Origin of the sequence: Streptomyces sp. NPDC050560, from assembly GCF_044457285.1 — a bacterium.
Taxonomy (GTDB): Bacteria; Actinomycetota; Actinomycetes; order Streptomycetales; family Streptomycetaceae; genus Streptomyces.
In genome coordinates this window covers 967118-992776 of the sequence record NZ_JBITGT010000001.1, presented here as the reverse complement: position 1 = coordinate 992776, position 25659 = coordinate 967118, and the positions used below count along the sequence as shown (strand labels likewise).

Sequence of the window (25659 nt, the reverse complement as noted above, 5' to 3'; positions counted from 1 at the left end):
TGGGCATGCCCCAACTGCCCGCCCCCGACTACCCGGCCGACGTACGCGCGCGCCTGGAGACGGACGCCAAGGAGATCATCGCCCGCTACCCTGGCTCCCGCTCCGCGCTGCTCCCGCTCCTGCACCTCGTGCAGTCGGAGGAGGGCCACGTCACCCGCACCGGCATGCAGTTCTGCGCGGACCTGCTCGACCTCACCACCGCCGAGGTCACCGCCGTCGCCACCTTCTACACCATGTACCGGCGGGGTCCGGGCGGCGAGTACCAGGTCGGCGTCTGCACCAACACCCTCTGCGCGGTCATGGGCGGCGACGCGATCTTCTCCGCCCTCCAGGAGCACCTGGGCGTGGGCAACGGCGGGACCACCGAGGACGGCAAGGTCAGCCTCGAACACATCGAGTGCAACGCCGCCTGCGACTTCGCGCCCGTACTGATGGTCAACTGGGAGTTCTTCGACAACCAGACCATCGAGTCCGCCAAGCGCCTCGTCGACGACCTGCGCGCCGGTGTCCAGGTCGAGCCGACCCGCGGCGCCCCGCTGTGCACGTTCAAGGAGACCTCCCGCATCCTCGCGGGCTTCCCCGACGAGCGCCCCGGCGCCACCGACGCCTCGGGCAGCGCGGGCCACGCCTCCCTCGTCGGACTCCGCCTCGCCAAGGGCGAGGGCCTGGAGGGACGCGTCGTCCACCCGCGCGACGCGGGCCCCGGCGACACACCGCCCGCCGACGCCGCCAAGGCCGACACGCCCCAGCCCGGCTCCGAGCACCTCAGCTCGCACGACGCACCGCAGCCGACATCGGCCTCCGACCCCGCGCACCCGTCGGGACCGGCCGCCGAGGAGGGGGAGTGATGACCGTGACCACCGAAAGCTCCGGCGCCCGGGACGAGACCAACCCGGAGAAGCTCCTCCACCCGGTGCTCTCCTCCTTCTGGGACGAGGACAGGTCCTGGACGCTCGACGTCTACCGCGACCACGGCGGATACGCGGGCCTGCGCAAGGCCCTCGCGATGGAGCCCGACGACCTCATCGCCTACGTGAAGGACGCGGGCCTGCGCGGACGCGGCGGCGCGGGCTTCCCCACCGGGATGAAGTGGCAGTTCATCCCCCAGGGCGACGGCAAGCCGCACTACCTCGTCGTCAACGCCGACGAGTCGGAGCCCGGGACCTGCAAGGACATCCCCCTCCTCTTCGCGAACCCGCACTCCCTCATCGAGGGCATCGTCATCGCCTGCTACGCCATCCGCTCCGCCCACGCCTTCATCTACCTGCGCGGCGAGGTCGTCCCCGTGCTGCGCAGGCTGCACGAGGCCGTGCGCGAGGCATACGCGGCGGGCTACCTCGGCAGGGACGTGCTCGGCAGCGGCCTCGACCTCGAACTCACCGTGCACGCGGGCGCCGGCGCGTACATCTGCGGTGAGGAGACTGCCCTGCTCGACTCGCTCGAAGGCCGTCGCGGCCAGCCGCGCCTGCGCCCCCCCTTCCCCGCCGTGGCCGGTCTTTACGCGTGCCCCACTGTTGTCAACAACGTGGAGTCCATCGCGTCGGTTCCCGCGATCCTGGACAAGGGCAAGGAGTGGTTCAGGTCGATGGGCAGCGAGAAGTCCCCCGGCTTCACGCTGTACTCGCTCAGCGGCCACGTCACGAGCCCGGGACAGTACGAGGCCCCCCTCGGCATCACGCTGCGCCAGCTCCTCGACATGAGCGGCGGCATCCGCGCCGGGCACCGCCTCAAGTTCTGGACCCCGGGCGGCTCCTCCACCCCCATGTTCACCGACGAGCACCTCGACGTCCCGCTGGACTACGAGGGCGTCGGCGGCGCCGGCTCGATGCTCGGCACCAAGGCGCTCCAGTGCTTCGACGAGACCACCTGTGTGGTCCGCGCGGTCACCCGCTGGACCGAGTTCTACGCCCACGAGTCCTGCGGCAAGTGCACGCCCTGCCGCGAGGGCACGTACTGGCTCGTGCAACTGCTCCGGGACATCGAGGCCGGCAAGGGCTCCATGGACGACCTCGACAAGCTGGCCGACATCGCCGACAACATCAACGGCAAGTCGTTCTGCGCCCTCGGCGACGGCGCCGCCTCGCCGATCTTCTCCTCGCTCAAGTACTTCCGCGAGGAGTACGAGCAGCACATCACCGGCGGGGGCTGCCCCTTCGACCCCGCCAAGTCGACCGCATGGGCGGACAACCACACGGAGGTGAACGCATGACGGTGACGACTGGCGCTCCCTCCAAAGGAGGCGAGCCCGCCGTTCCACCGGAGGACCTGGTCACCCTGACCATCGACGGCGCCGAGATCAGCGTGCCGAAGGGCACGCTCGTCATCAGGGCCGCCGAACTCCTCGGCATCGAGATCCCCCGGTTCTGCGACCACCCCCTCCTCGACCCCGCGGGCGCCTGCCGCCAGTGCATCGTCGAGGTCGAGGGCCAGCGCAAGCCCATGGCCTCGTGCACCATCACCTGCACCGAGGGCATGGTGGTCAAGAGCCAGATCACCTCGCCCGTCGCCGAGAAGGCCCAGCGCGGCGTGATGGAGCTGCTGCTCATCAACCACCCGCTGGACTGCCCCGTCTGCGACAAGGGCGGCGAGTGCCCCCTCCAGAACCAGGCCATGTCCGTCGGCGACCCCGACTCCCGCTTCGAGGGCGCCAAGCGCACGTACGAGAAGCCCGTGCCGGTCTCCAGCCAGGTGCTGCTCGACCGGGAGCGGTGCGTGCTGTGCGCCCGCTGCACCCGCTTCTCCAACCAGATCGCGGGCGACCCGATGATCGAACTCATCGAGCGCGGCGCCCTCCAGCAGGTCGGCACGGGCGAGGGCGACCCCTTCGAGTCGTACTTCTCCGGCAACACCATCCAGATCTGCCCCGTCGGCGCCCTCACCTCCGCCGCCTACCGGTTCCGCTCCCGCCCCTTCGACCTGGTGTCGTCGCCGAGCGTCTGCGAGCACTGCTCAGGCGGCTGCGCCACCCGCACCGACCACAGGCGCGGCAAGGTCATGCGGCGGCTCGCCGCCAACGACCCCGAGGTCAACGAGGAGTGGATGTGCGACAAGGGCCGCTTCGCGTTCCGCTACGCGCAGCGCCCCGACCGCCTCACCCACCCGCTGGTCCGCGACGCCGACAGCGGTGAGCTGGTCCCCGCGAGCTGGCCGCAGGCGCTCGCCGCGGCCGCCGAGGGCCTGGCCGCCGCGCACGGCCGCGCCGGGGTCCTCACCGGGGGCCGCCTCACCGTCGAGGACGCGTACGCGTACGGCAAGTTCGCGCGCCTGGCGCTCGGCACCAACGACGTCGACTTCCGCACCCGCGCGCACAGCGCGGAGGAGGCCGACTTCCTCGCCGCCCGCGTCGCGGGCCGCGGCCGCGACCTGGACGGCACCGGCGTCACGTACACCGTTCTGGAGAAGGCGCCCGCCGTGCTCCTCGTCGGCCTCGAAGCCGAGGAGGAGGCGCCCGGCGTCTTCCTGAGGCTGCGCAAGGCGTGGCGGGGGCACGGCCAGCGCACGTTCGCGCTCGCCACCCACGCCACCCGGGGCCTGGAGAAGGCGGGCGGCACCCTGCTGCCCGCCGCCCCCGGCACCGAGACCGAGTGGCTCGACGCCCTCGCGGGCCAGGTCGGCCTCCAGGGCGACGGGGCCGCGGCCGCCGAGGCGCTGCGCGCCGAGGGCGCCGTCATCGCCGTCGGCGAGCGCCTCGCGGGCGTCAGCGGCGGCCTCACCGCCGCCGTGCGCGCCGCGACCGCGACCGGCGCCCGGCTGGTGTGGATTCCCCGCAGGGCCGGGGACCGCGGCGCGGTCGAGGCGGGCGTCCTGCCGACGCTGCTGCCCGGCGGGCGCCCCGCGGGCGACACGCGCGCGCGTGACGAGGTCGCCGCCGCCTGGGGCGTCGCCCACCTGCCCACCCGGCAGGGCCGCGACACCGCCGGAATCCTGGACGCCGCCGCCGCGGGCGACCTCGGCGCCCTCCTCGTCGCCGGGGTCGACCTCGACGACCTGCCGGAGCCCGCACGCGCGCGTGCGGCGCTCGACGCGGCCGGTTTCGTCGTCTCGCTCGAACTGCGTCCCGGCGAGGTCACCGACCGCGCCGACGTGGTCCTGCCCGTCGCCGCCGTCCCCGAGAAGGCGGGCACCTTCCTCAACTGGGAGGGCCGTGCCCGTACGTTCGAGGCCGCGCTGAAGCCCGACCAGATGACGCACCGGCTGCCCCCGACCGACGGCCGCGTCCTCCAGATGCTCGCCGACGCGATGGACGTCCACCTCGGACTGCCCGACGTGCGCACCACCCGCGCCGAGATCGACCGGCTCGGCCACTGGGGCGGCGCCCCCGCGGGCGAGCCCCTGGAGTCCGGCGCCACACCGCCGCGGCCCGAGGCGGGCGAGGCCGTGCTCGCCGGGCACCGGCTCCTGCTCGACCGCGGCCGGCTCCAGGAGGGCGACGAGGCGCTGGCCGGCACCCGGCACGCCGCGGTCGCCAGGATCTCCGCCGCCACCGCCGCCGAGGCGGGCGTCAAGGACGGCGACACCCTCGCCGTCACGGGACCCGAGGGCGCCACGGAACTCCCGCTGCTGGTCACCGAGATGCCCGACCGGGTGGTCTGGCTCCCGCTGAACTCCGTGGGACACGGGGTCGCCGCCGACACCGGCGCCCGCCCAGGCGCACTCGTCCGCATCGGCCCGGCCACCGTGTCCGCGGCCCCCGAGGCCACGGAGGTGACGTCATGACGCCGCATCTCGTGACGCTCGCGCAGGAAGACCTCTCGCTGTTCGGCCGCGACCCCTGGTGGCTCGTCCTCGTCAAGGCGGTCTTCTGCTTCGCCTTCCTGATGATCACCGTGCTCTTCTCCATCGTGTGGGAGCGCAAGGTCGTCGCCTGGATGCAGCGGCGCATCGGCCCCAACCGGCACGGGCCCTGGGGCATGCTCCAGTCGCTCGCCGACGGCGTGAAGCTGATGCTCAAGGAAGACGTCATCGTCAAGCGCGCGGACAAGTTCGTCTACGTGCTCGCGCCCGTCGTCGCCGCCATCCCCGCGTTCATGGCCATCGCCGTGATCCCGTTCGGCCCCTCGGGCAACGAGATCTCGGTCTTCGGCCACCGCACCACGATGCAGCTCACCGACCTGCCGATCGCGATGCTCTACATCCTCGCGACCGCGTCCGTCGGCATCTACGGCATCGTGCTCGCTGGCTGGTCGTCCGGCTCGACGTACCCGCTCCTCGGCGGGCTGCGCTCCTGCGCCCAGATGATCTCCTACGAGATCGCCATGGGCGCCGCGTTCGCCTCCGTGTTCCTGTACTCGGGCTCCATGTCGACGTCCACGATCGTCGGGGAGCAGCACGACCGCTGGTACATCCTGCTGCTGCCGGTGTCGTTCCTGATCTACGTCGTCACCATGGTCGGCGAGACCAACCGTGCCCCGTTCGACATGCCCGAGTCCGAGGGCGACCTCGTCGGCGGCTTCAACACCGAGTACTCGTCGATCAAGTTCGCGATGTTCATGCTCGCCGAGTACGTCAACATGGTGACCGTCTCCTCCGTCGCCACCACCCTCTTCCTCGGCGGCTGGCGCGCCCCGTGGCCCGTCAGCACCTTCTGGGAGGGCGCGAACCACGGCTGGTGGCCGCTCCTCTGGTTCGTCATCAAGGTCCAGTTGCTGCTGTTCTTCTTCATCTGGCTGCGCGGCACGCTCCCGCGCGTGCGCTACGACCAGTTGATGAAGCTGGGCTGGAAGGTCCTGATCCCGGTCTCCGTGGTCTGGCTGATGCTCGTGGCGACCGTGCGGGCGCTGCGCAACGAGAACTACGACTTCGGCGACATCGTGCTCTACGTGGCGGGCGCCGTCATCGTGGTGCTGCTGATCACGTTCGCCGTCGACGCGCTCAGGCCGCGCCGCGACGAACCGGACGGGGCGCCGGGCGCCGAGGTGACCGACAGGGCCGACGGGGAAACCCCCGAGTTCGACCCGATGGCGGGCGGGTTCCCCGTGCCGCCGCTGCCGGGGCAGACCCTGCCGCCGGTGCCGAGGCGCCGTTCCCGGCAGGAGCGCGAGCTGATTGTCAGTGGTGGGCCGGATACTGCCAGTGACGGAAAGGAGGCGTCCGATGGCTGAGCGATCCCCGGAGCCGCGCAAGCCGGCCGAGTCAGGCGGCGTCGAGCCGTACGCGCCGCAGTCCGCGGGCAAGGAGACCGATCCCGGTTTCCAGAACCCGGTCGCGGGCTTCGGCGTGACCTTCAAGGCCATGTTCAAGAAGCGGCTGACCGAGCAGTACCCGGAGCAGCCGAAGGTCACCGCGCCCCGGTTCCACGGCAGGCACCAGCTCAACCGCCATCCGGACGGCCTGGAGAAGTGCATCGGCTGCGAGCTGTGCGCCTGGGCCTGTCCCGCCGACGCCATCTACGTCGAGGGCGCGGACAACACGGACGAGGAGCGCTACAGCCCCGGCGAGCGCTACGGCCGCGTCTACCAGATCAACTACGCCCGCTGCATCCTGTGCGGCCTGTGCATCGAGGCGTGCCCCACCCGCGCGCTCACGATGACCAACGAGTTCGAGCTGGCCGACAGCAGCAGGCAGAACCTGATCTACACCAAGGAGCAGTTGCTCGCCGGGCTCACCGACGACATGGTCGACAGCCCCCACGCGATCTACCCCGGCACCGACGAGCAGGACTATTACCGGGGCCTGGTGACCGAGGCGGCGCCCGGCACCACCCGTCAGGTGGCGCTGTCCAAGGGCGAGGTCGCCCAGGAGGCGTCCTCGGACTTCGGCCCCGACGAACCGGCCTCCGAGAAGGTGATCGGCCGATGATGCAGCTCGCGGCTTACCACACCTCCACGGGCGAGGCCGTCCAGTTCTGGGTCCTCGGCATCGTCGCCGTGATCGGCGCCCTGTGCACGGTGCTCATGCGCAAGGCGGTGCACAGCGCCCTGTGCCTCGCCGGGACCATGATCATCCTGGCGGTGTTCTACCTCGCCAACGGGGCGTACTTCCTCGGCATCGTCCAGATCGTCGTCTACACGGGCGCGATCATGATGCTGTTCCTCTTCGTGGTGATGCTCGTCGGCGTCACCGCCGCTGACTCCCTCAAGGAGACCATCAAGGGGCAGCGCTGGCTCGCGGTGCTGTGCGGCGTCGGCTTCGGCGTCCTGCTGATCGCCGGGATCGGCAACGCGTCCCTGAAGGACTTCAACGGCACGGGACAGGCCAATTCGGCGGGGAACGTCGAGGGCCTCGCCTCCCTCATCTTCACCAAGTACGTGTTCGCGTTCGAGATCACCGGCGCCCTGCTGATCACGGCGACCGTCGGCGCGATGGTGCTCACCCACAAGGAGCGCACGGAGCGCGCGAAGACCCAGCGCGAGCTGTCCGAGCAGCGGGTGCGCGAGGGCAGGCACCTCCCGCCGCTGCCCGCCCCCGGCGTCTACGCCCGGCACAACGCGGTGGACATCGCGGGCCTGCTGCCCGACGGCTCCCCGTCCGAGCTGACGGTCAACAAGACGCTGCGCGACCGCGGCCAGATCCGCGACGTGTCCGACGAGGCGATGAACGACCTGCGGGCGCTTGAGCAGCGCTCCGCGAACCGCCTGGAGCGTACCGGGTCCGAGGAGGCTTCCCAGTGAATCCTGTCTACTACCTCTACCTCGCGGCGCTGCTGTTCACGATCGGCGGCACCGGCGTGCTGATCAGGCGGAACGCCATCGTGGTGTTCATGTGCATCGAGCTGATGCTGAACGCCTGCAATCTGGCCTTCGTCGCCTTCTCCCGGCTGCACGGCAATCTCGACGGGCAGATCATCGCGTTCTTCACGATGGTCGTCGCCGCCGCCGAGGTCGTGGTCGGGCTCGCGATCATCGTGTCGCTGTTCCGTTCCCGCCACTCGGCCTCGGTCGACGACGCCAGCCTGATGAAGCTGTAAGGGGTCGCAGTCTCGTGGACAACCTGATCGCGCTGCTCATCGCGGCGCCACTGCTCGGAGCCGCCGTGCTGCTCTGCGGCGGCCGGAGACTGGACAGGGCCGGGCACTGGCTCGGCACCCTGCTCGCGGCCCTCTCCTTCGTCCTCGGCGTGATCCTCTTCAGCGACATGCTGGGCAGGAGCGCCGGTGCCAGGTCCGTGCACCAGCACCTGTTCAGCTGGGTCCCGGTCGAGGGCTTCCAGGCCGACGTCTCCTTCCAGCTCGACCAGCTCTCGATGACGTTCGTGCTCCTCATCACGGGTGTGGGCACCCTGATCCACATCTACTCCGTGGGCTATATGGAGCACGACGAGCGGCGCCGCCGCTTCTTCGGCTATCTGAACCTGTTCCTCGCGGCGATGCTGCTGCTGGTCCTCGCGGACAATTACCTGCTGCTGTACGTCGGCTGGGAGGGCGTGGGCCTCGCCTCGTACCTGCTGATCGGCTTCTGGCAGCACAAGCCGAGCGCGGCCACGGCTGCCAAGAAGGCGTTCATCGTCAACCGCGTCGGCGACGTGGGCCTCTCCATCGCGATCATGCTGATGTTCACCACCTTCGGCACCTTCGCGTTCGGCCCGGTGAACGGCGCGGTGGACGACGGCAGCCAGGGCAAGCTGACCGCCATCGGCCTCATGCTGCTGCTCGCCGCCTGCGGCAAGTCCGCGCAGGTGCCGCTCCAGTCCTGGCTCGGTGACGCGATGGAGGGCCCGACGCCGGTCTCCGCCCTCATCCACGCCGCCACCATGGTCACCGCGGGCGTCTACCTGATCACCCGCTCCGGCGCGATCTTCGACGCGGCGCCCGACGCCCAGTTGGCGGTCACCGTCGTCGGCGCGGTCACGCTGCTGTTCGGTGCGATCGTCGGTTGCGCGAAGGACGACATCAAGAAGGCGCTCGCCGGTTCGACGATGTCCCAGATCGGCTACATGGTCCTCGCCGCCGGGCTCGGCCCGATCGGCTACGTCTTCGCGATCATGCACCTGGTGACGCACGGCTTCTTCAAGGCCGGGCTCTTCCTCGGCGCCGGTTCGATCATGCACGGCATGAACGACGAGGTGGACATGCGCCGTTACGGCGGCCTGTGGCGGAAGATGCCGGTCACCTTCGCCACCTTCGGCCTCGGCTACCTCGCGATCATCGGCTTCCCCGGCCTGTCCGGGTTCTTCTCCAAGGACAAGATCATCGAGGCGGCGTTCGCCAAGGGCGGCACCGAGGGCTGGATTCTCGGCGGCGCGGCCCTGCTGGGCGCGGCCATCACCGCGTACTACATGACGCGCGTGATGATCCTCACCTTCTTCGGCGAGCCCCGCTGGAAGGGCGCCGGGACGGCCTCGCCCGCCTCGCCCGACGTGGAGCCCGCCGCCGAGCACCGCGGCGAGCACGCGGAGCCGCACCCGCACGAGTCGCCCAAGTCCATGACGATCCCCATGATCGTGCTGGCCTTCGGCTCGGTCTTCGCGGGCGCGGTCTTCGGCGTCGGCGACCGCTTCCTGCACTGGCTCTCGCCCGTCACGGGCCACGAGGAGGGCAACTCCCCGGTCAGCGCGGGCACCGTCACCGTGGCCACCCTGGTGCTGCTGGTCGTCGGCGCGGGGATCGCCTACCTCCAGTACGGCAGGCGGCCGGTGCCCGCGGTCGCCCCGCGCGGCTCCCTGGTCACCAGGATCGCCCGCCGCGACCTCCTCCAGGACGACTTCAACCACGTCGTCCTGGTCCGCGGCGGTGAGCACCTCACCCGCTCCCTGGTCTACGTCGACCACACCTTGGTCGACGGGGTCGTCAACGGCACCGCGGCCTCCTTCGGCGGCCTCTCGGGGCGGCTGCGCAAACTCCAGAACGGCTACGCCCGCAGCTACGCGGTCTCGATGTTCGGCGGAGCCGCGGTCCTGGTGGCCGCGACGCTGCTGATGAGGGCGGTCTGATACCGATGTCCTTCCCCCTGCTCACAGTGACGGCGGCCGTCCCCGCCGTCGGCGCGGTCGTCACCGCCGCGGTGCCTGCGGCCCGGCGCACCACCGCGAAATGGGTGGCGCTGCTGTTCTCGCTCGCCACCCTGGTGTGCGCGGCGATCGCGCTCGTACGCTTCGAGCCCGGCGGCGACCGCTACCAGCTCACCGAGTCGCACGCGTGGATCGCCGACTTCGGCGTGCGCTACGAACTCGGCGTCGACGGCATCGGGGTCGCCCTGCTCGCGCTCACGGCGCTGCTGATCCCGTTCGTCATCGTGGCCGGCTGGCACGACGCGGACCCCCTGGAGACGCACAGCTCCCGGTGGCGGCCCACTCAGGGCTTCTTCGCCCTGATCATGGCCGTGGAAGCGATGGTGATCCTCTCCTTCGAGGCCACCGACGTCTTCCTCTTCTACATCCTCTTCGAAGCCATGCTGATCCCGATGTACTTCCTCATCGGCGGCTTCGGGGACCGGGCGCACGCCGGGAGCGACGAGAACGCCGCGGCCCAGCGCTCGTACGCCGCGGTGAAGTTCCTGCTGTACAACCTGGTCGGCGGCCTCGTCATGCTGGCCGCCGTCATCGGTCTCTACGTCGTCGCGGGCAACTTCTCCCTCCAGGAGATCGCCCAGGCCCGCGCGAGCGGCGACCTGTCCATGGCGACGAGCACCGAGCGCTGGCTGTTCCTCGGGTTCTTCTTCGCGTTCGCGGTGAAGGCCCCGCTGTGGCCGCTGCACACCTGGCTGCCGAACGCGATGGGCGAGGCCACCGCGCCGGTCGCCGTGCTGATCACGGCCGTGGTCGACAAGGTCGGCACGTTCGCGATGCTCCGCTTCTGCCTCCAGCTCTTCCCCGAGGCGAGCAGGTGGGCCACCCCCGTGATCATGGTGCTGGCGCTGATCAGCGTCATCTACGGGGCGTTGCTCGCGGTCGGCCAGCGCGACATCAAGCGCCTTGTCGCCTACGCGTCGATCTCCCACTTCGGGTTCATCATCCTGGGCATCTTCGCGATGACGAGCCAGGGCCAGTCGGGCGCCACCCTGTACATGATCAACCACGGCATCTCGACGGCCGCGCTGATGCTGGTGGCGGGCTTCCTGATCTCCCGGCGCGGCTCCCGGCTCATCGCCGACTACGGCGGGGTGCAGAAGGTCGCCCCGGTGCTCGCGGGCACCTTCCTCATCGGCGGCCTCGCGACCCTGTCGCTGCCCGGACTCGCCCCGTTCGTCAGCGAGTTCCTGGTGCTGGTCGGCACGTTCACGCGCTACCCGGCGGTCGGCGTCATCGCCACCGTCGGCATCGTGCTCGCCGCGCTGTACGTCCTCGTGCTCTACCAGCGCACGATGACGGGGCCCGTCAAGGCCGGTGTGCACGGCATGTCGGACCTCAAGGCGCGCGAACTGGTGGTCGTGGCCCCCCTGATCGCCCTGCTGATCTTCCTGGGCGTCTACCCGAAGCCCCTGACCGACATCGTCAACCCGGCCGTGAAGCAGACCATGTCCGACGTCCAGAAGCACGACCCCAAGCCCGAGGTGGAGGCGGCCCAGTGAGCCCAACTGCCGTCCACAGCCTGTGGACAACGGCGGCCGGTCCGATCTCCAAGATCGACGCGCCGAAGATCGAATACGGGCAGTTGTCGCCCACCCTGATCGTCATCGGCGCGGCCGTCGTCGGCATCCTCGTCGAGGCGTTCATCCCGCGCAGATCCCGCTACTACACGCAGGCGTTCATCGCGGTCGTGGCGCTCGCGGCGGCGTTCGCCGCCGTCGTCGGCCTCGCGGCGGGCGGCTACGGCACCACCAAGAGCCATATCGCGGCCATGGGCGCCATCGCCGTCGACGGCCCCTCGCTGTTCCTCCAGGGCACCATCCTGCTGGCGGGCATCGTCGCGGTCTTCACCTTCGCGGAGCGCCGCCTCGACCCGGAGGCGCACGGCAGCCGTGTCGACTCCTTCGCCGCACAGGGCTCCTCGGTGCCGGGCAGCGACGCGGAGCAGGCGGCGGTGCGTGCCGGGTTCACCACCACCGAGGTGTTCCCGCTGGCGCTCTTCGCCATCGGCGGCATGCTCGTCTTCACCTCGGCGAACGACCTGCTGACGCTGTTCGTCGCCCTTGAGGTGTTCTCGCTGCCGCTGTACCTGCTGTGCGCGCTGGCCCGCCGCAAGCGGCTGATGTCGCAGGAGGCGGCCGTGAAGTACTTCCTCCTCGGCGCGTTCGCCTCGGCGTTCACCCTCTTCGGCATCGCGCTGCTCTACGGCTACGCGGGCTCGGTGTCGTACTCGACGATCGCGCAGGTCGTCGACGGCAGCATCAAGACCGTCGACCCAGCGCTCGCGGGCACCATGGGCAACGACGCCCTGCTGATCATGGGCGCCGCGATGGTCGTCATGGGCCTGCTGTTCAAGGTCGGCGCCGTGCCGTTCCACATGTGGACCCCGGACGTCTACCAGGGCGCCCCGACGCCGGTGACGGGCCTGATGGCCGCCGCCACCAAGGTCGCCGCCTTCGGCGCCCTGCTGCGGCTGCTGTACGTGGTGCTGCCCGGCATGAGCTGGGACTGGCGCCCGGTGATGTGGGCCATCGCGATCATCACCATGCTCGGCGGCGCCATCGTCGCGATCACGCAGACCGACATCAAGCGGCTGCTGGCGTACTCGTCGATCGCCCACGCGGGCTTCATCCTCGCCGGTGTGATCGCGATGACCCCGGACGGCGTCTCCTCGGTCCTGTTCTACCTGGCCGGGTACTCGTTCGTGACCATCGGCGCCTTCGCCGTCGTCACGCTCGTACGGGACGCGGGGGGCGAGGCCACCCACCTCTCCAAGTGGGCCGGGCTCGGCCGCCGCTCCCCGCTGGTGGCCGCCGTGTTCGCGGTGTTCCTGCTGGCCTTCGCGGGCATCCCGCTGACCTCCGGGTTCTCCGGGAAGTTCGCGGTGTTCAAGGCCGCGGCTGACGGCGGGGCCACCCCGCTGGTCGTGGTCGGTGTGATCTCGTCGGCCATCGCCGCGTTCTTCTACATCCGGGTCATCGTGCTGATGTTCTTCAGCGAGCCCAAGCCGGAGGGGCCGACCGTGGCCGTCCCCTCGGCGCTGACCACCACCACCATCGCGATCGGCGTCGCCGTCACCGTCGTCCTCGGCGTCGCCCCCCAGTACTTCCTGGATCTCGCGAGCCAGGCGGGCGTCTTCGTCCGCTGACCCGGGCCGCCACGGCCCGCCTGCACCGCACCGCCGCCCGGCGCCCCCGTGGGGGAGCCGGGCGGCGGCGTTCGGCGGCCGTTCACCGGCGTTCGCCGATGGTTATCCACAGGCACCCGGCCGTGGTGTCGCTTCGACCGAAAGAGTCTGTGGATAACTCCGGCGGTGTCCGTGCCGCCGCCTATCGTGGGACACGCGATTTCCTCCGAGGGGCTGGGGTTATGAACGGGACAGAGCTGGGCGAGAGCGACGCCCTGCGGACCTTGCACAAGGTCTTCGGCTACGACGCCTTCCGCGGCGAGCAGGAAGCCGTCATCGACCATGTCATCGAGGGCGGCGACGCGGTCGTGCTGATGCCGACGGGCGGCGGCAAGTCGCTCTGCTACCAGATTCCGGCCCTGGTCAGACCGGGCACCGGCATCGTGGTCTCCCCGCTGATCGCCCTCATGCAGGACCAGGTGGACGCGCTGCGCGCGCTGGGCGTGCGCGCCGGGTTCATCAACTCGACGCAGGACTTCGACGAGCGCAGGCTAGTGGAGGCCGAGTTCGCCGCGGGCGAACTCGACCTGCTGTACCTGGCGCCGGAGCGGCTGCGCCTCGACGCCACGCTCGACCTGCTCTCCCGCGCCAGGATCAGCGTCTTCGCCATCGACGAGGCGCACTGCGTCGCCCAGTGGGGCCACGACTTCCGCCCCGATTACCTGGCGCTGTCCCTGCTCGGCGAGCGCTGGCCCGACGTCCCCCGTATCGCGCTCACCGCCACCGCCACGCGCGCCACCCACGAGGAGATCACCCAGCGCCTCGGCATGCCGGAGGCCCGGCACTTCGTCGCCAGCTTCGACCGGCCCAATATCCAGTACCGGATCGTGTCGAAGGCGGACCCGAAGAAGCAGCTCCTCGCCTTCCTGAAGCAGGAGCACCAGGGCGACGCGGGCATCGTCTACTGCCTCTCGCGCAACAGCGTCGACAAGACCGCCGAGTTCCTGACCCGCCAGGGTATCGAGGCCGTGCCGTACCACGCGGGGCTCGACGGGGCGACCCGCGCCGCCCACCAGGCGCGCTTCCTGCGGGAGGAGGGCCTGGTGGTGGTCGCCACCATCGCCTTCGGCATGGGTATCGACAAGCCGGACGTGCGCTTCGTGGCCCATCTCGACCTGCCCAAGTCCGTCGAGGGCTACTACCAGGAGACGGGCCGCGCGGGCCGCGACGGCCTGCCGTCGACGGCCTGGATGGCCTACGGGCTCCAGGACGTCGTGCAGCAGCGCAAGCTGATCCAGTCGGGCGAGGGCGACGAGGCGTTCAGGCGGCGCGCCGCCTCCCACCTCGACTCCATGCTGGCGCTCTGCGAGACGGTGCGCTGCCGCAGGAGTCAACTGCTGACCTACTTCGGCCAGGAGTCCTCCGGAAGCGACTGCGGCAACTGCGACACGTGTCTGACCCCGCCCGAGACCTGGGACGGCACGGTCGCCGCCCAGAAGGTCCTCTCCACGGTGGTACGGCTCCAGCGCGAGCGGCACCAGAAGTTCGGCGCGGGCCAGATCATCGACATCCTCCTCGGCCGCAGGACGGCCAAGGTGATCCAGTTCGACCACGACCAGCTCTCGGTGTTCGGCATCGGGGAGGACCTGGGCGAGGGCGAGTGGCGCGGCGCGGTGCGCCAACTGCTCGCGCAGGGCCTGCTGGCCGTCGAGGGGGAGTACGGCACGCTGGTGCTGACCGAGGACAGCGGCGCCGTACTGCGCAGGGAGCGTGAGGTGCCGCTGCGCAAGGAGCCCAAGAAGGCGGCCACGCCCCGCGCCGAGCGCACCGCAAGGGCCGCGGGCCCGAAGGCGGTGGTGGACCTCCCCGAGGAGGCGGTGCCGCTCTTCGAGGCGCTGCGGGCCTGGCGCGCGGCCCAGGCGAAGGAACAGGGCATGCCCGCCTATGTGATCTTCCACGACGCCACCCTGCGGGAGATCGCCACGCTGCGGCCCGCGTCCGTCCGTGACATGGCCCAGATCAGCGGCGTCGGCGAGAAGAAGCTCGCCACCTACGGCGAGGGGGTGATCGAGGTGGTCGCCGGCTTCACCGCGGGCGGCGCGGCGCCGACCGCCGCGCCCGGGTCCGGACCAGGGGCGGCGGCGCCCGACGCCGGTCTCTTCGACGGGGCGGACCCGGGACAGGAGCCCGAGCCGGACTCCGAGCCGGAGCCCGACTGGTAGGCGGCGGTGGGGAGCCCCGGCCGCGGCCGGGCGCCCGGTGCTGCCGGGGTGGGGCGCCCCGCGCTGCGGGCCGGGGCACTCCGCGCTGCTGAGGCCGGGGCGCCCGGCAGCTACGCCTTCACCAGCCCCAGCCTGATCAGGCTCTCCGCGGTGCCCACGATGGCGTCCTCGGGGGTTCGTGGTGTCCAGCCGAGCAGTGTGCGGGCCTTCTGCGAGCTGCCTGCCTTGACCTTGCCAAGCTCGGGGACGAAGGTGCGTACCGCCGGGTCCATGCGGGAGGCGAGGCGGGTGGCCCAGTTGGGCAGTCGGCGGGTGGGGACGCGCGCGGCGGCGCCGCCGAGGCGTTCGCGCAGCACCCGCGCGACATCGGCGATCCACTGCGGCGCCCCGGACACCGCGAGGAAGCGCTCGCCGTGGGCGGCCGGGGCGGTCATCGCCCGTAGGTGCAGGTCGGCGGGGTCGCGCACGTCGACCAGGCTGTACGACAGTTGCGGCAGCGCCGGGACGTCGTGGTCCAGGAGCCGCTGGACGAGGGTGACGGAGGTCGAGAGGCCGGGGCCGAGTACGGGGCCGAGGACGGTGACCGGGTTGACGACGGCCAGTTCGGGCGCCGCGGGCTCGCGCTCCACGAAGTCCCACGCCGCCCGCTCGGCGAGGGTCTTGGACTTGGCGTAGGCGCTCACCCCCGGGCCGTCGACATCGGTCCAGTCCTTCTCGGTGAACGTCCTCGCCGCCCCGGTGTGCCCATAGCTGATCGCCGCGAAGGACGAGGTCAGCACGGTTCGCCGGACCCCGGCGTCGCGGGCCGCGCGCAGCACCCGCAGGGTGCCCTCGCGGGCCGGGACGATCAGTTCGTCCTCGTGGCGCGGCATGCCGGCGGGGAAGGGGGACGCGGTGTGCAGGACGTAGTCGCAGCCGTCCATCGCGGCGGCCCAGCCCTCGTCGGATGTCAGGTCGGCGACCGCGAAGCCGAGCGCGTCGCCGGGCTCTGCCCCGCCCGTGCGCAGGAACTGCCTGACCCGGTCCGCGCGTTCGGGCGCGCGCACGGTGGTGCGCACCGTGTGCCCCGCGGCGAGCAGCCGCAGGATGCAGTGCGCCGCCACGAAACCGGAGCCCCCGGTCACCAGCACCGTCCCGTCGCTCATGCCGTCCCCTCTCCCACACCGGGATGCGACACATGCATCCCTCGATGAGACATGAATGTATCAACGGGCGACAGGGGCGTCAAAACAGCGGTGTCTTAATCTGCTACTTATCTGATACTTTGCTGGGCATCATGGAACCGGCCACACCTCCCCACGCCCACCGCAACTCCCCGCGCTTCGACCGCACTTCCGCCGCGATCCTCGACGCCGCCGCCCGCGTCTTCCACGAAGAGGGCACCGGCGCCAATCTCGCCTCGGTCGCCGCCGCCGCGGGCATCAGCCGCGCCACCCTCTACCGCTACTACGCCAACCGCGAGGCCCTGCTCGCCGCCCTCTCCGCGGACGCCCTGAGCGCCGCGGCCCGGCGGCTCTCGGACGCCGGGCTCGAACGGGCGGGCGTCGAGGACGCCATCGGGCGCGTCCTGCGCGCGCTCGTCGCCGTCGGCGACCGCTATGCGGTGCTCATCAGCGACCACGCCATGCTCAGCACCGCCCACGAACAGCTCGCCGCCGTCATCCAGGGCGTTCTCGCGCGCGGGATCGAGACGGGAGTGCTCCGCGGCGACCTCCCCGTCGAGATCCAGTACGAGTTCCTGGCGGGCACCGCGCTCAACGCCATCAAGATCACCCAGCAGCACGGCCTCGGCCTTGAGGAGGCCAGCGCCGCCGCGGCCGGGTTCTTCCTCGACGGCACCCGCTCACGGGCGTGACGGGCCCGCCGCCGGGGCGGGGCCGCCCGCACGCGGTGGTCACCCGGGCTGGTGCGGGGGCAGGCCCCAGTGCTCCGGGTGGGCCGCCATATCGGCGGTGAGGGCCTCGTGGGTGGGGTCGGCCACGGCCCACGAGTGCCCCGGGGGATGCCCGGCGTACAGCTCGCAGGGGTCGCCGCCGGGGTGTGCGGTGGTGCACCACGCCAGCGTGGCGAACCGGTGGCCGCCGCCCCCGTCGTCGTGCCACCGCAGCCACATGGCCGCGTCGGGCCCCTCGACGTCCCAGAGGTGGTCGGCGTGGTCCCCGTCGTGGCCCTCGGCGAGTTCGCAGGCGGCGTAGCCGTTGGCGAACCACACCGGGTCCTCGGGCGGTTCGCCCGCTGCCGCCGTTCGCAGCAGCGTCTCCGGTACGGGCAGTCGGCGCAGGGCGGTGCACTGCGGCAGGGAACGGTGGGAAAACACGGCACGGTCCTCCTACGTGTGGTCCAGGGCGAGGCAGTCGGGGCAGTTGACCGCCCGCAGCCATTCGGTGACGAGTTCGCCGGGTCCTCCGGCACCGCACTTCGGCCGCAGGACAAGGCCGCCGTGGCGGTCGAGTTCCGCTTCGAGCGCGTGCACGGTCAGCACGTCGTCCCCGACCGTGCCCGCGGCTTCCGCCGGGTGTGGGTTCCTCACGGTGTCCTCCTCCGGCTCTTCCTGTGGAGTGCGGCGATGGCCGTGAGCTGGCGCCGCTCCCAGGAGGTGGCAGGGCGCAGCCGCCAGTAACGCACCCGCCACACCAGCCCCGTGGGGCGCATGACCTCGACGTGCACTCCGTCGATGGCGGTCACCACACCGGGCATGCCGCGCTCCGAGCAGTAGACGGTCATGCCGGGAGCGACCTGGCGCGGATGCGTGAAGCCGGCCGCCTGGACGGGGTAACTCCAGCCGCCCCGCGCGCCGTTGGCGCTCGCGCGGCTCACCGCTCGTCCAGCGTTCTGAGATGGGCCTCGATCTCCAGGCCCAATTTCAGGGCCCGTTCGACCAAAACCTCTAACGACGCAGATTCGTTCTGTTCTTCGAGAGCACCACGTGAAGGTGATTCGCAGGTGCCCTCGGGCGCGATGACAGGGTGTTTCCGGGGCAAGGCTCGCTCCTCTCCGTAGCGACGCCACTACCGGGGCGATTAGCCTGGCGTAGAGTTGAACAACCCTCAACTTGGCGCTTTTTGCACGGAGAGTTAGGTGATGACCGTTGAACCGGAAGCAGTTAGTCCCCGAAGAATCGCCGAAGGCGGCGTACGGGGAGCGTCTGCGCAGGCTGCGCGATGAGCGCGGTCTGACGCAGGATGAATTGGGCGAGCGGATGGGATACTCAGGCACCCACATCTCCGCCGTGGAAACTGGCCGGAGATCCCCAACCCCCCACTTTTCCTCAAAGGCTGACGCGGTATTCGAAACTGGCGATCAGTTCGAGCGCCAGGGGAGGGCTGTACGTCACACGGCGGTTCTGGAGGGGTTTCCGGAGTACGTCGCGCGGGAGGCGGGGGCTACGGAGATCCGGATCTTCGAGGTAGGTCTTGTCCCGGGGCTGCTCCAGACTCCGGACTACGGGGCCGCGATCACGACGGGTGCCGTGCGCAGGGGGGCGATCACGGAGCAGCAAGCTGAAGAGCGATTGGCTCTGCTCACTCGGCGGCAGACATCCCTCGTACGAACACCCGCGCCGATGGTCCACGCGGTCCTGGACGAGAGCTGTGTCCGACGTGCTGTAGGGGGCCCCGAGGTCATGGCCGCGCAGCTCGATAGGCTCATTTCCTTCGCGGAACTGCCGTCCACCGTCTTCCAGGTCGCCCCGTTCGATCTCGGTGAGCGGCGGGCGTTCGACCTTCCCATCTACCTGCTGACTCTGAGTGACAGGACTCACCTGACCTACGCCGAGTCGGCGCATCAGGGCAGCCTGGCGCGCGATATGAACGTCGTACAGTCCAAGTTGACGGCCTACCATCAGCTTCAAGCCGAGGCGCTGTCGCAGGCCGCGTCCGTGGCTTTGATCCAGAAGTTGCGAAAGGGCATCCAGTGACGACCGAAACTCCCCGTTGGTACAAGTCTTCCTACAGCAGCAACGGCGGCGCCTGCGTCGAGGTCGCGGCCAACCTGGCCGCCTCGCGTGGCGTCGTCCCCGTCCGCGACTCGAAGAACACGAGCGGCCCGGTCCTGACCGTCGCCGCCGACGCGTTCTCGTCTTTCGTGGACGGCGTCAAGACGGGCACGATGGGCACCAACTGAGCAACGCGCAACCGGCCCCGCCGCTCCACGTCCAGCGGGCGGCGGGGCCGGACCGCGTCCAACCAGCAACGTAAGGAACCCCCATGGCAATGGAATCCCCTCGCTGGTTCAAGTCCTCCTACAGCAGCAACGGCGGCAGTTGCGTGGAGATCGCGGCCAACCTCGCCGCCTCGCACGGCATCGTCCCGGTCCGCGACTCCAAGAACCCGACCGCCCCGCCCCTGACCGTCACCACCGACGCGTTCCGCACCTTCGTGGCGAGCGTCAGGACCGGTACCCCGGGCGCCCACTAGGCGCTTGTTCGGGTAGTCCGCATTCAGGCAGGGCGTTGAGCGGGCCGGGGTGCCATGCCGCTTCTTGCGGTTCGGCGGCCGACTGGTGCCGCATGCCGGAGAAGGGGTTGCGCCAGAACTGTGAGCGTGGGGTGCGCCAGCGGTAGCGGAGGGCGAGAAGGCGCATCAGGAAGGCGAACAGGGCGGAGCCGGCGGCCGTGGCGACGTTGAGTGTGCCGGTGAGGTGCAGGGCGGCGGTCGAGCCGGCTCCGATCAGTGCGGGGAGTACGTAGAGGTCGTGGTTCCATCGCAGGACGGCGGGGAGTTCCTGGGCGATGACGCTCGCCAGGACGCCGCCGCCCACCGCGCTGGCGATGCCGAGTGTGACGGCCGCGGGGATGTCGAAGCCGTGGGTGAGTGCCTTTGTCGTGCCGGTGACGCTGAAGAGTCCGAGGGCGGCGGCGTCGGAGAGGTCGAGGAGGATGCTGCGCCGGATTCTGCGGTCGTCGTAGAGCCGGTGGCCGAAGTAGACGAGGGCGGCTGCCACGATCGGGGTGAAGAAGTAGCCCATGTCGGCGAAGGCGACCGGTTTCACCTGGAGGATCAGATCGCGGACGACGCCGCCGCCGAGTCCCGCTGCCTCGCTCAGGATGACCGCCCCGAAGATGTCGAAGTCTCTTCGCACGGAGAGGAAGGCCCCGGAGAGCGCGAAGGCGAAAATGGCCACCAGGTCCATCAAGTACTGGACAACTTCGCTGAGGTCTTGCATCGGCATGGGGGGAGGGTTCCTTTGCGGCACCGTGAAGTACGTTGCCCCCGGGTGCGTCCCGGCTCCGGCGGAGGCGTCTGTACAACGGCCGCCTCGGCCGTGAGGTTCAGCGCGAGCCTTCGGGCCCTCAGGCACGCGGGCGGGGGCTGGTGCCCACCTCCAGCGTCCAGAGCATGGCGCTGAGCGCACCGCCGGACAGCGGGGCGCGCCCCAGCCGGGCAGGACCGGGGCGCCCCTGATGTGCGGCATCGGTCACCGCTCAGGCGGCCTCGGGCGGGTCACCTGCCGGCCGATCGCCGCTGGTTTCCGCTCGTCCCTCCCAGCGGCGGCCGGTCACGCCGGTCGCGGTCGCGCCGGTCGTTTCGGTCACGCCGTTCACGCCGGTCGCGGCGATCACGCCGGTCACGGTCACGCCTGTTCGGCGATTCGAGCGCGGCGGCTGCCGCGGTACCCGCCTGCGGTGCCGAGCTGTACCTCCCGGACCGCTCGGCGACAGTCTGAGTCAACCCATTGCGCTGGATGAAGTTGGCGAGGTAGGCGTCGGCGTTCTGCCAGTGCTGATTAAGCGTGGCGGCTTCCTGCTGCAACGTGTTCTGCAACCACTGGTATACGGCCGGGCCCTCATGAGGTTCGTACCCCTCCTCCCGGAGGTAGGCCTGCGGGTCCTGGAGGTAGGCATCCACTGACGCCTGCCCCGCCGCGACGCTGTCGTTCGCATCCTGCGTGGCCACCATGTTGGGGTCCTGTGCGTAAGCCGCCCGTTCCTGTGGTGTCAGAAGGCCTATAACGTTGTCGGCGCCGCCCAGTTGGGCCATGAGTTCTGAGGCGGTCTCTGGGGGCGCCGGGTCCGAGCGGACCTCGAAGTCCGAGCTTTGACTGAAGTCGTACGGGTTTTGATTAGGCACTGAAGCCCTCCTGGCCTCGGAAGCACCCAACACAACGTGTCGCCCACCCGCCCGGTTCAACCCATTTCGCGCCTACGGCCGGCGGGGCCGGGGTGCTCCGAGGGGGCGGCGCGCTTCGACCAGTCCCCATACATCGCCCTGTCGCCCTCACTCGGCTGTCCTGCCGAGTCTCCAGGCGGTTCCGTCGGGGGCGCCCCGGCGAAGGGTGTGTTCCCCGCTGGCGTCCACCGTGAGCCGGTAAGCGTCCGGGGACGGTCGGAGTGGCTGTGCCGGTGTCGGCGACGAGCGACAGGCTCAACACCTCATTCGGACCTGGTTCGCGGTGCTCCTGACCGAGCGTGCCGCCGTCGAACACGACGAGCGTGCCGAGGAGTTGCTGCGCCGTGACTCCCGCGCCACCAAGCACCCCGTCGACGGGAAACTGATGACCCTCGTCGAGGAGGGCATCTACCTCTCCGGCGCGGACGGCCGCTCGGTGTGGGTGGAGTTTGGAGAGGCATCCGGTGGTCTGGGTGACCTGCCTACCGCTCCGCAGTGGGAGAAGGCGGCCCGTGGTCCGAAAGGGCGCGTCTACCCGTGGGGGAATGAACCGACCGCAGCGAAATGCAACGTCGCCGAGACCGGCATGGACGCGACGACGCCCGTCTCCCGCTACCGGTCCGGCGCCAGCCCATACGGCGTTTTCGACATGTGCGGCAACGTGTGGGAGTGGTGCTCCACCGAGGAGAAACCCGGCAACGGCCGGTACGAGCTGAAGGGGTCGGCGTTCACGTCACCCTTCGAGCGTGCCGCCCCCGCGTTACGCGTCGGTTGAACCGTCAGGCGGCGACGCCGAGTTCCTTGCGGGTCCGCTGGGCGAACTCGCGCACGGCCGGTTCGCGCCGCCAGGGGGCGAGGGCCGCGTTGAACTCACGCACATAGTCCTTGGCCCGGGAGGACTGGACGCGGGCGAGAATGTCGACGGACCGGTTGCCCAGTTCGAGGCCCTGGTCCAGGTCGCGGGCCTGGAGATGGGCGGTCCCGACGATCGCGAGCCGCATGCCGACGGAGCGGGTGAAGGACCCGGGCGCCATGGCTGCGGCCTGCTTGTTCCAGGCCAGTGCCATCTTGGGGTTTTTCAGGTCGCGGAAGATCTCGGCGGCGTCCGCCGAGAGGCGGGAGTGGGCATAGAAGTCGATCCACGCGGGCTCGTCGCCGCTGTCGGCCTTGGCCTGGTCGAGGAGGCTCTCCGAGGCGGCCAGGGCCCTGGAGGCGGCCCTGGAGTCGTTCTCGCGGGCGTGAGCGCGGGCCTCGATCAGCTTGGTGAACGCCAGCACCCGGGGGACCGCCCGGCCCTTGGCCCGGTTGAAGGCGCCCTGAGCCATGTCGACGGCCTCGGAAGTGAAACCGCGCATGAGGGACTGCATGGCCATGGTGGAGAGGACATAGCAGCCCAACTGCACGTCGCCGCCGGTGCGGGCGAGGCTGAGGGCCTGGATGAAGTGCCGCTGGGCGGCATCGTGTCGGCCGACGTCGAACGCCGTCCACCCGGCGAGCCTGGACAGCTCTGCGGTCACGGAAAAGAGTCCACGGCCGGTCTCCTCGGAGAACGCCCCTTGCAGCAGCGGGCCCGCGCGGTGGTCCAGGCAGTCGGTGACGGAGTTGGCCCGCCAGTTCCCGCCGCCGTACTTGGAGTCCCAGTGCCTCGCGTCGTCGGCGGCCTCGCGCAGTTCGTCGAGGTCGGCCCGGCCGACCTGTCGGCCGCCGCGGCGGCCGGGGTTCTCGTCGGCGGGGGTGACGAGCCATCTGGTCACGGGGGTGGTGAAGGCGGAGGCGGCGAAGCCGGTTCCGGCCAGGAAGTCGCGGCGGTTCACGGAGCTCCAGAACGAAGTGGCGACGCGGACTGCGTCGGCGGGGTCTCGCGGGAAATCCAACCCCACCGAGACGTCGGCTGTCTCCGCCTCGCCCATGCCGATCTCCGCCAGGTTGACGGGCCTGCCGAGCCTTTCGCCGATGGCCTGTGCCAACAGGTTCGGCACCGGCCATTTCGGTGTCATCCCGCGGCGGCACCAGTTCGCCACCGAAGTATGCGAATAGTCCGTCTCCATCCCGGCGGTGTGGGCGAGCTGGTTGACGCGCAGAGCCAGGGACTTGTGGCTCGCGCCGCTGGCTTCGATGAGCCGGGCCAGGTCCGCGTTGGGCGGACGGGCCCGGCGGGTGGTCGATGCCACGGCCTTCTCCCTTGCCGGTGACCGGACCACGGACGAAGAGTCGTACGCGTTCCGCATGGTGGGTCACCGAGGGTATGTCCTCGCGGGCTCGCGGTGAACGTCTCTGCGAGTTGTGAGCCCCCCTGTGAGCCCTCCCCGCATTTTCCTCGGGCGGCTGTGATGAGAGCCCGGGCCGTCGGCGGAACTGGAACGAATCTTCTTCCGGCGGCCGCCGCAAAGGCATCACCACTTCTCGGGGGTGAACCAGATATGTGCGGAATCGCAGGACTGGCCGGAGCCGACGCCGTCCGGCACGAGAGGACCGTCGAGGCGATGGGCGCCTCGCAGTCCCACCGCGGCCCGGATGGCACCATGCACGCCGCCGCGGGCGACGGACACGCGGTGCTGTCCATGAACACACTGCTGATCGTCGACTCCCAGGCGATGCCCGGTCCCTACCTCGACCGCGAGTCCGGGATGCTGCTGGCCTTCAACGGCGAGATCTACAACTACCGCCGACAGGCGAAGGCTTGGGGCATCCCGCTCGGGCACGGGGAGACGGACGCGCACTTTCTGCTGCGGGCCTGGGCCAGGATCGGGCCGTCCTGTTTGGACGGGCTCGACGGCATGTTCGCCCTCGCCGTCCATGACCCGCGGGCCGGAAAGCTCTTCCTGGCCCGCGACCGGCTCGGCGAGAAGCCGCTCTACTGGCGCCTGGACGGCGGACGGCTCGCGTTCGCCTCCGAGGTCACCACCCTGACCGGTTACGGCACTGCCCCGCTGGTCCTTCGGCCGGAGGTGCTGGCGATCGAGACGCCGGTCGGCGTCGACACCCCTTTTCAGGGCATCCAACTGCTGGCCCCCGCCACCCTGCTGACCTACGACGTCGCGACCGGCTCGCTCGACCAGCACGTCTACTGGCGCCTGGAGGACCGGCAGTCGTTCACCGGCTCCTACAGCGAGGCCCTGGCGAAGTTCTCCGTCGTCCTGGCCGAGCAGGTCCCGCTCAGGGCTCCGGCCCGCGACTTCGCACTCTTACTCTCCGGCGGGCTGGACTCGTCGGTGCTGGCCTGTCTACTGCGGCCGCCGGTCTGCGTCACCGTCCGCTACCGGGGCCAGGACCGGCTCGACGAATCGAAGATCGCGACCCGGATCGCGGCGGGCATCGGCGCCGAGCTCGTCGTGGTCGAGCCGGACCATGCCGACTTCACCGAGGTTCTGCCGCACATGATGTCCGCACTGGACTACCCGATGGGCAACGCGTCCACGTTCTCCGAGTACATGGCCTACCGGAAGATCGCCGAGATGGGCCTGAAGGTCGTCATCGGCGGGCTCGGACCGGACGAGTTCCTCATGGGCTACGTCCGTCACTCCCTGGTCCTTTTCGGCCCGGACGCTGTCCTGGCCGCGGGCATGGACGCCTACAGGCCGCTGGCCGCGAAGCTCATGCACACCGTCGGCGAGGACCTCGACCGCGCGGAAGCGGTCACCCGGCTCGTCCTGCGTGGCCCCGACCCCGAAGGCCGCATCCGCGACCTCATCGCCACCGCGATGGAGAAGGCCGGCAGGGACCTGGCTCGGGCACTCACGCTCGCCGACCTGGCCACCGCCTGGCGCCCGCTGGTGATGACCAGCGACAAGCTCGCCTCTGCCTACGCACTCGAACGCCGGTCCCCCTTTCTGGCACGGGAGTTGGTCGAGCTGTCCTACCGGCTGCCCTTGGAGCACAAGATCTGTCGCCCCGCCGAGGGCAAGCGGGTCCTGCGAGACGCCGCGAAGGCCCTGGGCCTGCCGCGGGAGGTCTGGGGCAGCCGGGACAAGCGCGGTTTCGCCAGCCCCGTCCCCGCCTGGTTGAACGGCCGGCTCGCGGCCTGGGCGGACGCCCAGATCACCACCGCTCTCGCCGAGGCCCCGGCCTCCATGCGGCCGCTGCTGGAGGGCGGGCTGAAGCCGGGCGGACGGTTCGACCGCACCCGGATGCAGGCCCTCATGGCGGCCGCCTGGTTCTGCAACCAGACGGTGAGGGCTGCCGCATGACGGCTCGTCACGTCACTGGACGGCGACGAGACCGCCCTACCCCTCGGGGAGGGCGTCAAGCTCCAGTTTCTCGC

23 protein-coding genes and 1 pseudogene are annotated in these 25659 nt (G+C 70.5%); 17 read left to right on the top strand and 7 right to left on the bottom strand.

Annotated features, from left to right (window positions below):
• Positions 1-5: 5 nt before the first annotated feature.
• From nuoE to recQ, 11 genes are all read left to right on the top strand, one after another.
• A complete protein-coding gene (gene nuoE, locus ACIBIW_RS04260; RefSeq protein ID WP_399331921.1) occupies positions 6-848 on the top strand; it encodes an NADH-quinone oxidoreductase subunit NuoE in 843 nt (280 codons plus the stop codon).
• Positions 845-2209 (top strand): NADH-quinone oxidoreductase subunit NuoF, encoded by a 1365-nt coding sequence (gene nuoF, locus ACIBIW_RS04255; RefSeq protein WP_399331696.1) that lies wholly within the window; start codon positions 845-847, stop codon positions 2207-2209. The genes nuoE and nuoF overlap by 4 nt, the downstream gene beginning before the upstream one ends.
• The gene (locus ACIBIW_RS04250) at positions 2206-4716 is read left to right on the top strand and encodes an NADH-quinone oxidoreductase subunit G (protein ID WP_399331694.1); all 2511 of its coding nucleotides are present in this window, start codon (positions 2206-2208) and stop codon (positions 4714-4716) included. The genes nuoF and ACIBIW_RS04250 overlap by 4 nt, the downstream gene beginning before the upstream one ends.
• On the top strand, positions 4713-6101 hold the full coding sequence (nuoH, locus tag ACIBIW_RS04245; protein WP_399331692.1) for an NADH-quinone oxidoreductase subunit NuoH: 1389 nt from the start codon (positions 4713-4715) through the stop codon (positions 6099-6101). Before ACIBIW_RS04250 ends, nuoH begins: the two co-directional genes overlap by 4 nt.
• Entirely contained in the window at positions 6094-6798 is a 705-nt protein-coding gene (nuoI, locus tag ACIBIW_RS04240; RefSeq protein ID WP_399331690.1) for an NADH-quinone oxidoreductase subunit NuoI, read from the top strand. The genes nuoH and nuoI overlap by 8 nt, the downstream gene beginning before the upstream one ends.
• On the top strand, positions 6795-7610 hold the full coding sequence (locus tag ACIBIW_RS04235; protein ID WP_399331688.1) for an NADH-quinone oxidoreductase subunit J: 816 nt from the start codon (positions 6795-6797) through the stop codon (positions 7608-7610). The genes nuoI and ACIBIW_RS04235 overlap by 4 nt, the downstream gene beginning before the upstream one ends.
• Positions 7607-7906, top strand: coding sequence for an NADH-quinone oxidoreductase subunit NuoK (gene nuoK, locus ACIBIW_RS04230; protein ID WP_399331686.1), 300 nt, complete (start codon positions 7607-7609; stop codon positions 7904-7906). Before ACIBIW_RS04235 ends, nuoK begins: the two co-directional genes overlap by 4 nt.
• 14 nt (positions 7907-7920) lie before the next feature.
• The gene (nuoL, locus tag ACIBIW_RS04225; RefSeq protein WP_399331684.1) at positions 7921-9867 is read left to right on the top strand and encodes an NADH-quinone oxidoreductase subunit L; all 1947 of its coding nucleotides are present in this window, start codon (positions 7921-7923) and stop codon (positions 9865-9867) included.
• 5 nt (positions 9868-9872) lie between these two features.
• Positions 9873-11444, top strand: coding sequence for an NADH-quinone oxidoreductase subunit M (locus tag ACIBIW_RS04220; RefSeq protein WP_399331682.1), 1572 nt, complete (start codon positions 9873-9875; stop codon positions 11442-11444).
• Positions 11441-13090 (top strand): NADH-quinone oxidoreductase subunit NuoN, encoded by a 1650-nt coding sequence (nuoN, locus tag ACIBIW_RS04215; RefSeq protein ID WP_399331680.1) that lies wholly within the window; start codon positions 11441-11443, stop codon positions 13088-13090. Before ACIBIW_RS04220 ends, nuoN begins: the two co-directional genes overlap by 4 nt.
• A 221-nt stretch (positions 13091-13311) precedes the next feature.
• On the top strand, positions 13312-15291 hold the full coding sequence (gene recQ, locus ACIBIW_RS04210; RefSeq protein WP_399331678.1) for a DNA helicase RecQ: 1980 nt from the start codon (positions 13312-13314) through the stop codon (positions 15289-15291).
• 110 nt (positions 15292-15401) lie between these two features.
• Here the strand turns inward: recQ and ACIBIW_RS04205 are convergent, their stop codons facing one another.
• Positions 15402-16436: an SDR family oxidoreductase gene (locus ACIBIW_RS04205; RefSeq protein ID WP_399331676.1), complete on the bottom strand. Its 1035-nt coding sequence runs from the start codon at positions 16434-16436 to the stop codon at positions 15402-15404.
• Between the two features lie 131 nt (positions 16437-16567).
• On the opposite strand from ACIBIW_RS04205, the gene ACIBIW_RS04200 reads away from it, so the two are divergent.
• A complete protein-coding gene (locus ACIBIW_RS04200; RefSeq protein WP_399331674.1) occupies positions 16568-17146 on the top strand; it encodes a TetR/AcrR family transcriptional regulator in 579 nt (192 codons plus the stop codon).
• Between the two features lie 39 nt (positions 17147-17185).
• Here the strand turns inward: ACIBIW_RS04200 and ACIBIW_RS04195 are convergent, their stop codons facing one another.
• Genes ACIBIW_RS04195 through ACIBIW_RS04185 form a run of 3 tightly spaced genes read right to left on the bottom strand, consistent with a single transcriptional unit; the run spans position 17186 to position 18108 of the window.
• A complete protein-coding gene (locus ACIBIW_RS04195) occupies positions 17186-17608 on the bottom strand; it encodes a hypothetical protein (protein WP_399331672.1) in 423 nt (140 codons plus the stop codon).
• 12 nt (positions 17609-17620) lie between these two features.
• Entirely contained in the window at positions 17621-17821 is a 201-nt protein-coding gene (locus tag ACIBIW_RS04190) for a hypothetical protein (protein WP_399331670.1), read from the bottom strand.
• On the bottom strand, positions 17818-18108 hold the full coding sequence (locus tag ACIBIW_RS04185; protein ID WP_399331668.1) for a hypothetical protein: 291 nt from the start codon (positions 18106-18108) through the stop codon (positions 17818-17820). Before ACIBIW_RS04185 ends, ACIBIW_RS04190 begins: the two co-directional genes overlap by 4 nt.
• A 271-nt stretch (positions 18109-18379) precedes the next feature.
• Between ACIBIW_RS04185 and ACIBIW_RS04180 the strand changes: the two genes are divergently transcribed.
• The 3 genes from ACIBIW_RS04180 to ACIBIW_RS04170 all read left to right on the top strand — a co-directional run bounded on the left by ACIBIW_RS04180 (position 18380) and on the right by ACIBIW_RS04170 (position 19706).
• Positions 18380-19207: a helix-turn-helix transcriptional regulator gene (locus tag ACIBIW_RS04180; RefSeq protein ID WP_399331666.1), complete on the top strand. Its 828-nt coding sequence runs from the start codon at positions 18380-18382 to the stop codon at positions 19205-19207.
• Positions 19204-19413 carry a DUF397 domain-containing protein gene (locus ACIBIW_RS04175; RefSeq protein WP_399331664.1) on the top strand — a complete coding sequence of 70 codons (210 nt, stop codon included), beginning with the start codon at positions 19204-19206 and terminating at the stop codon, positions 19411-19413. The genes ACIBIW_RS04180 and ACIBIW_RS04175 overlap by 4 nt, the downstream gene beginning before the upstream one ends.
• A gap of 83 nt (positions 19414-19496) precedes the next feature.
• A complete protein-coding gene (locus tag ACIBIW_RS04170; RefSeq protein WP_399331662.1) occupies positions 19497-19706 on the top strand; it encodes a DUF397 domain-containing protein in 210 nt (69 codons plus the stop codon).
• On the opposite strand, the gene ACIBIW_RS04165 is transcribed toward ACIBIW_RS04170, so the two are convergent.
• Positions 19678-20460, bottom strand: coding sequence for a trimeric intracellular cation channel family protein (locus ACIBIW_RS04165; RefSeq protein ID WP_399331660.1), 783 nt, complete (start codon positions 20458-20460; stop codon positions 19678-19680). The two genes, ACIBIW_RS04170 and ACIBIW_RS04165, sit on opposite strands and share 29 nt — an antisense overlap.
• Before the next feature lie 272 nt (positions 20461-20732).
• Positions 20733-21359, bottom strand: a complete 627-nt coding sequence (locus ACIBIW_RS04160; RefSeq protein ID WP_399331658.1) for a hypothetical protein — start codon at positions 21357-21359, stop codon at positions 20733-20735.
• A 316-nt stretch (positions 21360-21675) separates the two neighbouring features.
• On the opposite strand from ACIBIW_RS04160, the pseudogene ACIBIW_RS04155 reads away from it, so the two are divergent.
• Positions 21676-22173 (top strand): annotated as a pseudogene (locus ACIBIW_RS04155) (formylglycine-generating enzyme family protein); the annotation flags it as partial.
• Positions 22174-22177: 4 nt separating this feature from the next.
• Here the strand turns inward: ACIBIW_RS04155 and ACIBIW_RS04150 are convergent.
• On the bottom strand, positions 22178-23569 hold the full coding sequence (locus ACIBIW_RS04150) for a sporulation protein (RefSeq protein ID WP_399331656.1): 1392 nt from the start codon (positions 23567-23569) through the stop codon (positions 22178-22180).
• 249 nt (positions 23570-23818) lie between these two features.
• On the opposite strand from ACIBIW_RS04150, the gene asnB reads away from it, so the two are divergent.
• The gene (gene asnB, locus ACIBIW_RS04145; protein WP_399331654.1) at positions 23819-25585 is read left to right on the top strand and encodes an asparagine synthase (glutamine-hydrolyzing); all 1767 of its coding nucleotides are present in this window, start codon (positions 23819-23821) and stop codon (positions 25583-25585) included.
• Positions 25586-25659 lie beyond the last annotated feature (74 nt).

Coding starts and splice junctions, on each gene's coding strand:
- nuoE (WP_399331921.1), top strand. CDS start 6: ATGCCCCAACTGCCCGCCCCCGACTACCCGGCCGACGTACGCGCGCGC.
- ACIBIW_RS04250 (WP_399331694.1), top strand. CDS start 2,206: ATGACGGTGACGACTGGCGCTCCCTCCAAAGGAGGCGAGCCCGCCGTT.
- nuoH (WP_399331692.1), top strand. CDS start 4,713: ATGACGCCGCATCTCGTGACGCTCGCGCAGGAAGACCTCTCGCTGTTC.
- nuoI (WP_399331690.1), top strand. CDS start 6,094: ATGGCTGAGCGATCCCCGGAGCCGCGCAAGCCGGCCGAGTCAGGCGGC.
- ACIBIW_RS04235 (WP_399331688.1), top strand. CDS start 6,795: ATGATGCAGCTCGCGGCTTACCACACCTCCACGGGCGAGGCCGTCCAG.
- ACIBIW_RS04220 (WP_399331682.1), top strand. CDS start 9,873: ATGTCCTTCCCCCTGCTCACAGTGACGGCGGCCGTCCCCGCCGTCGGC.
- recQ (WP_399331678.1), top strand. CDS start 13,312: ATGAACGGGACAGAGCTGGGCGAGAGCGACGCCCTGCGGACCTTGCAC.
- ACIBIW_RS04205 (WP_399331676.1), bottom strand. CDS start 16,436: ATGAGCGACGGGACGGTGCTGGTGACCGGGGGCTCCGGTTTCGTGGCG.
- ACIBIW_RS04200 (WP_399331674.1), top strand. CDS start 16,568: ATGGAACCGGCCACACCTCCCCACGCCCACCGCAACTCCCCGCGCTTC.
- ACIBIW_RS04170 (WP_399331662.1), top strand. CDS start 19,497: ATGGCAATGGAATCCCCTCGCTGGTTCAAGTCCTCCTACAGCAGCAAC.
- ACIBIW_RS04165 (WP_399331660.1), bottom strand. CDS start 20,460: ATGCCGATGCAAGACCTCAGCGAAGTTGTCCAGTACTTGATGGACCTG.
- asnB (WP_399331654.1), top strand. CDS start 23,819: ATGTGCGGAATCGCAGGACTGGCCGGAGCCGACGCCGTCCGGCACGAG.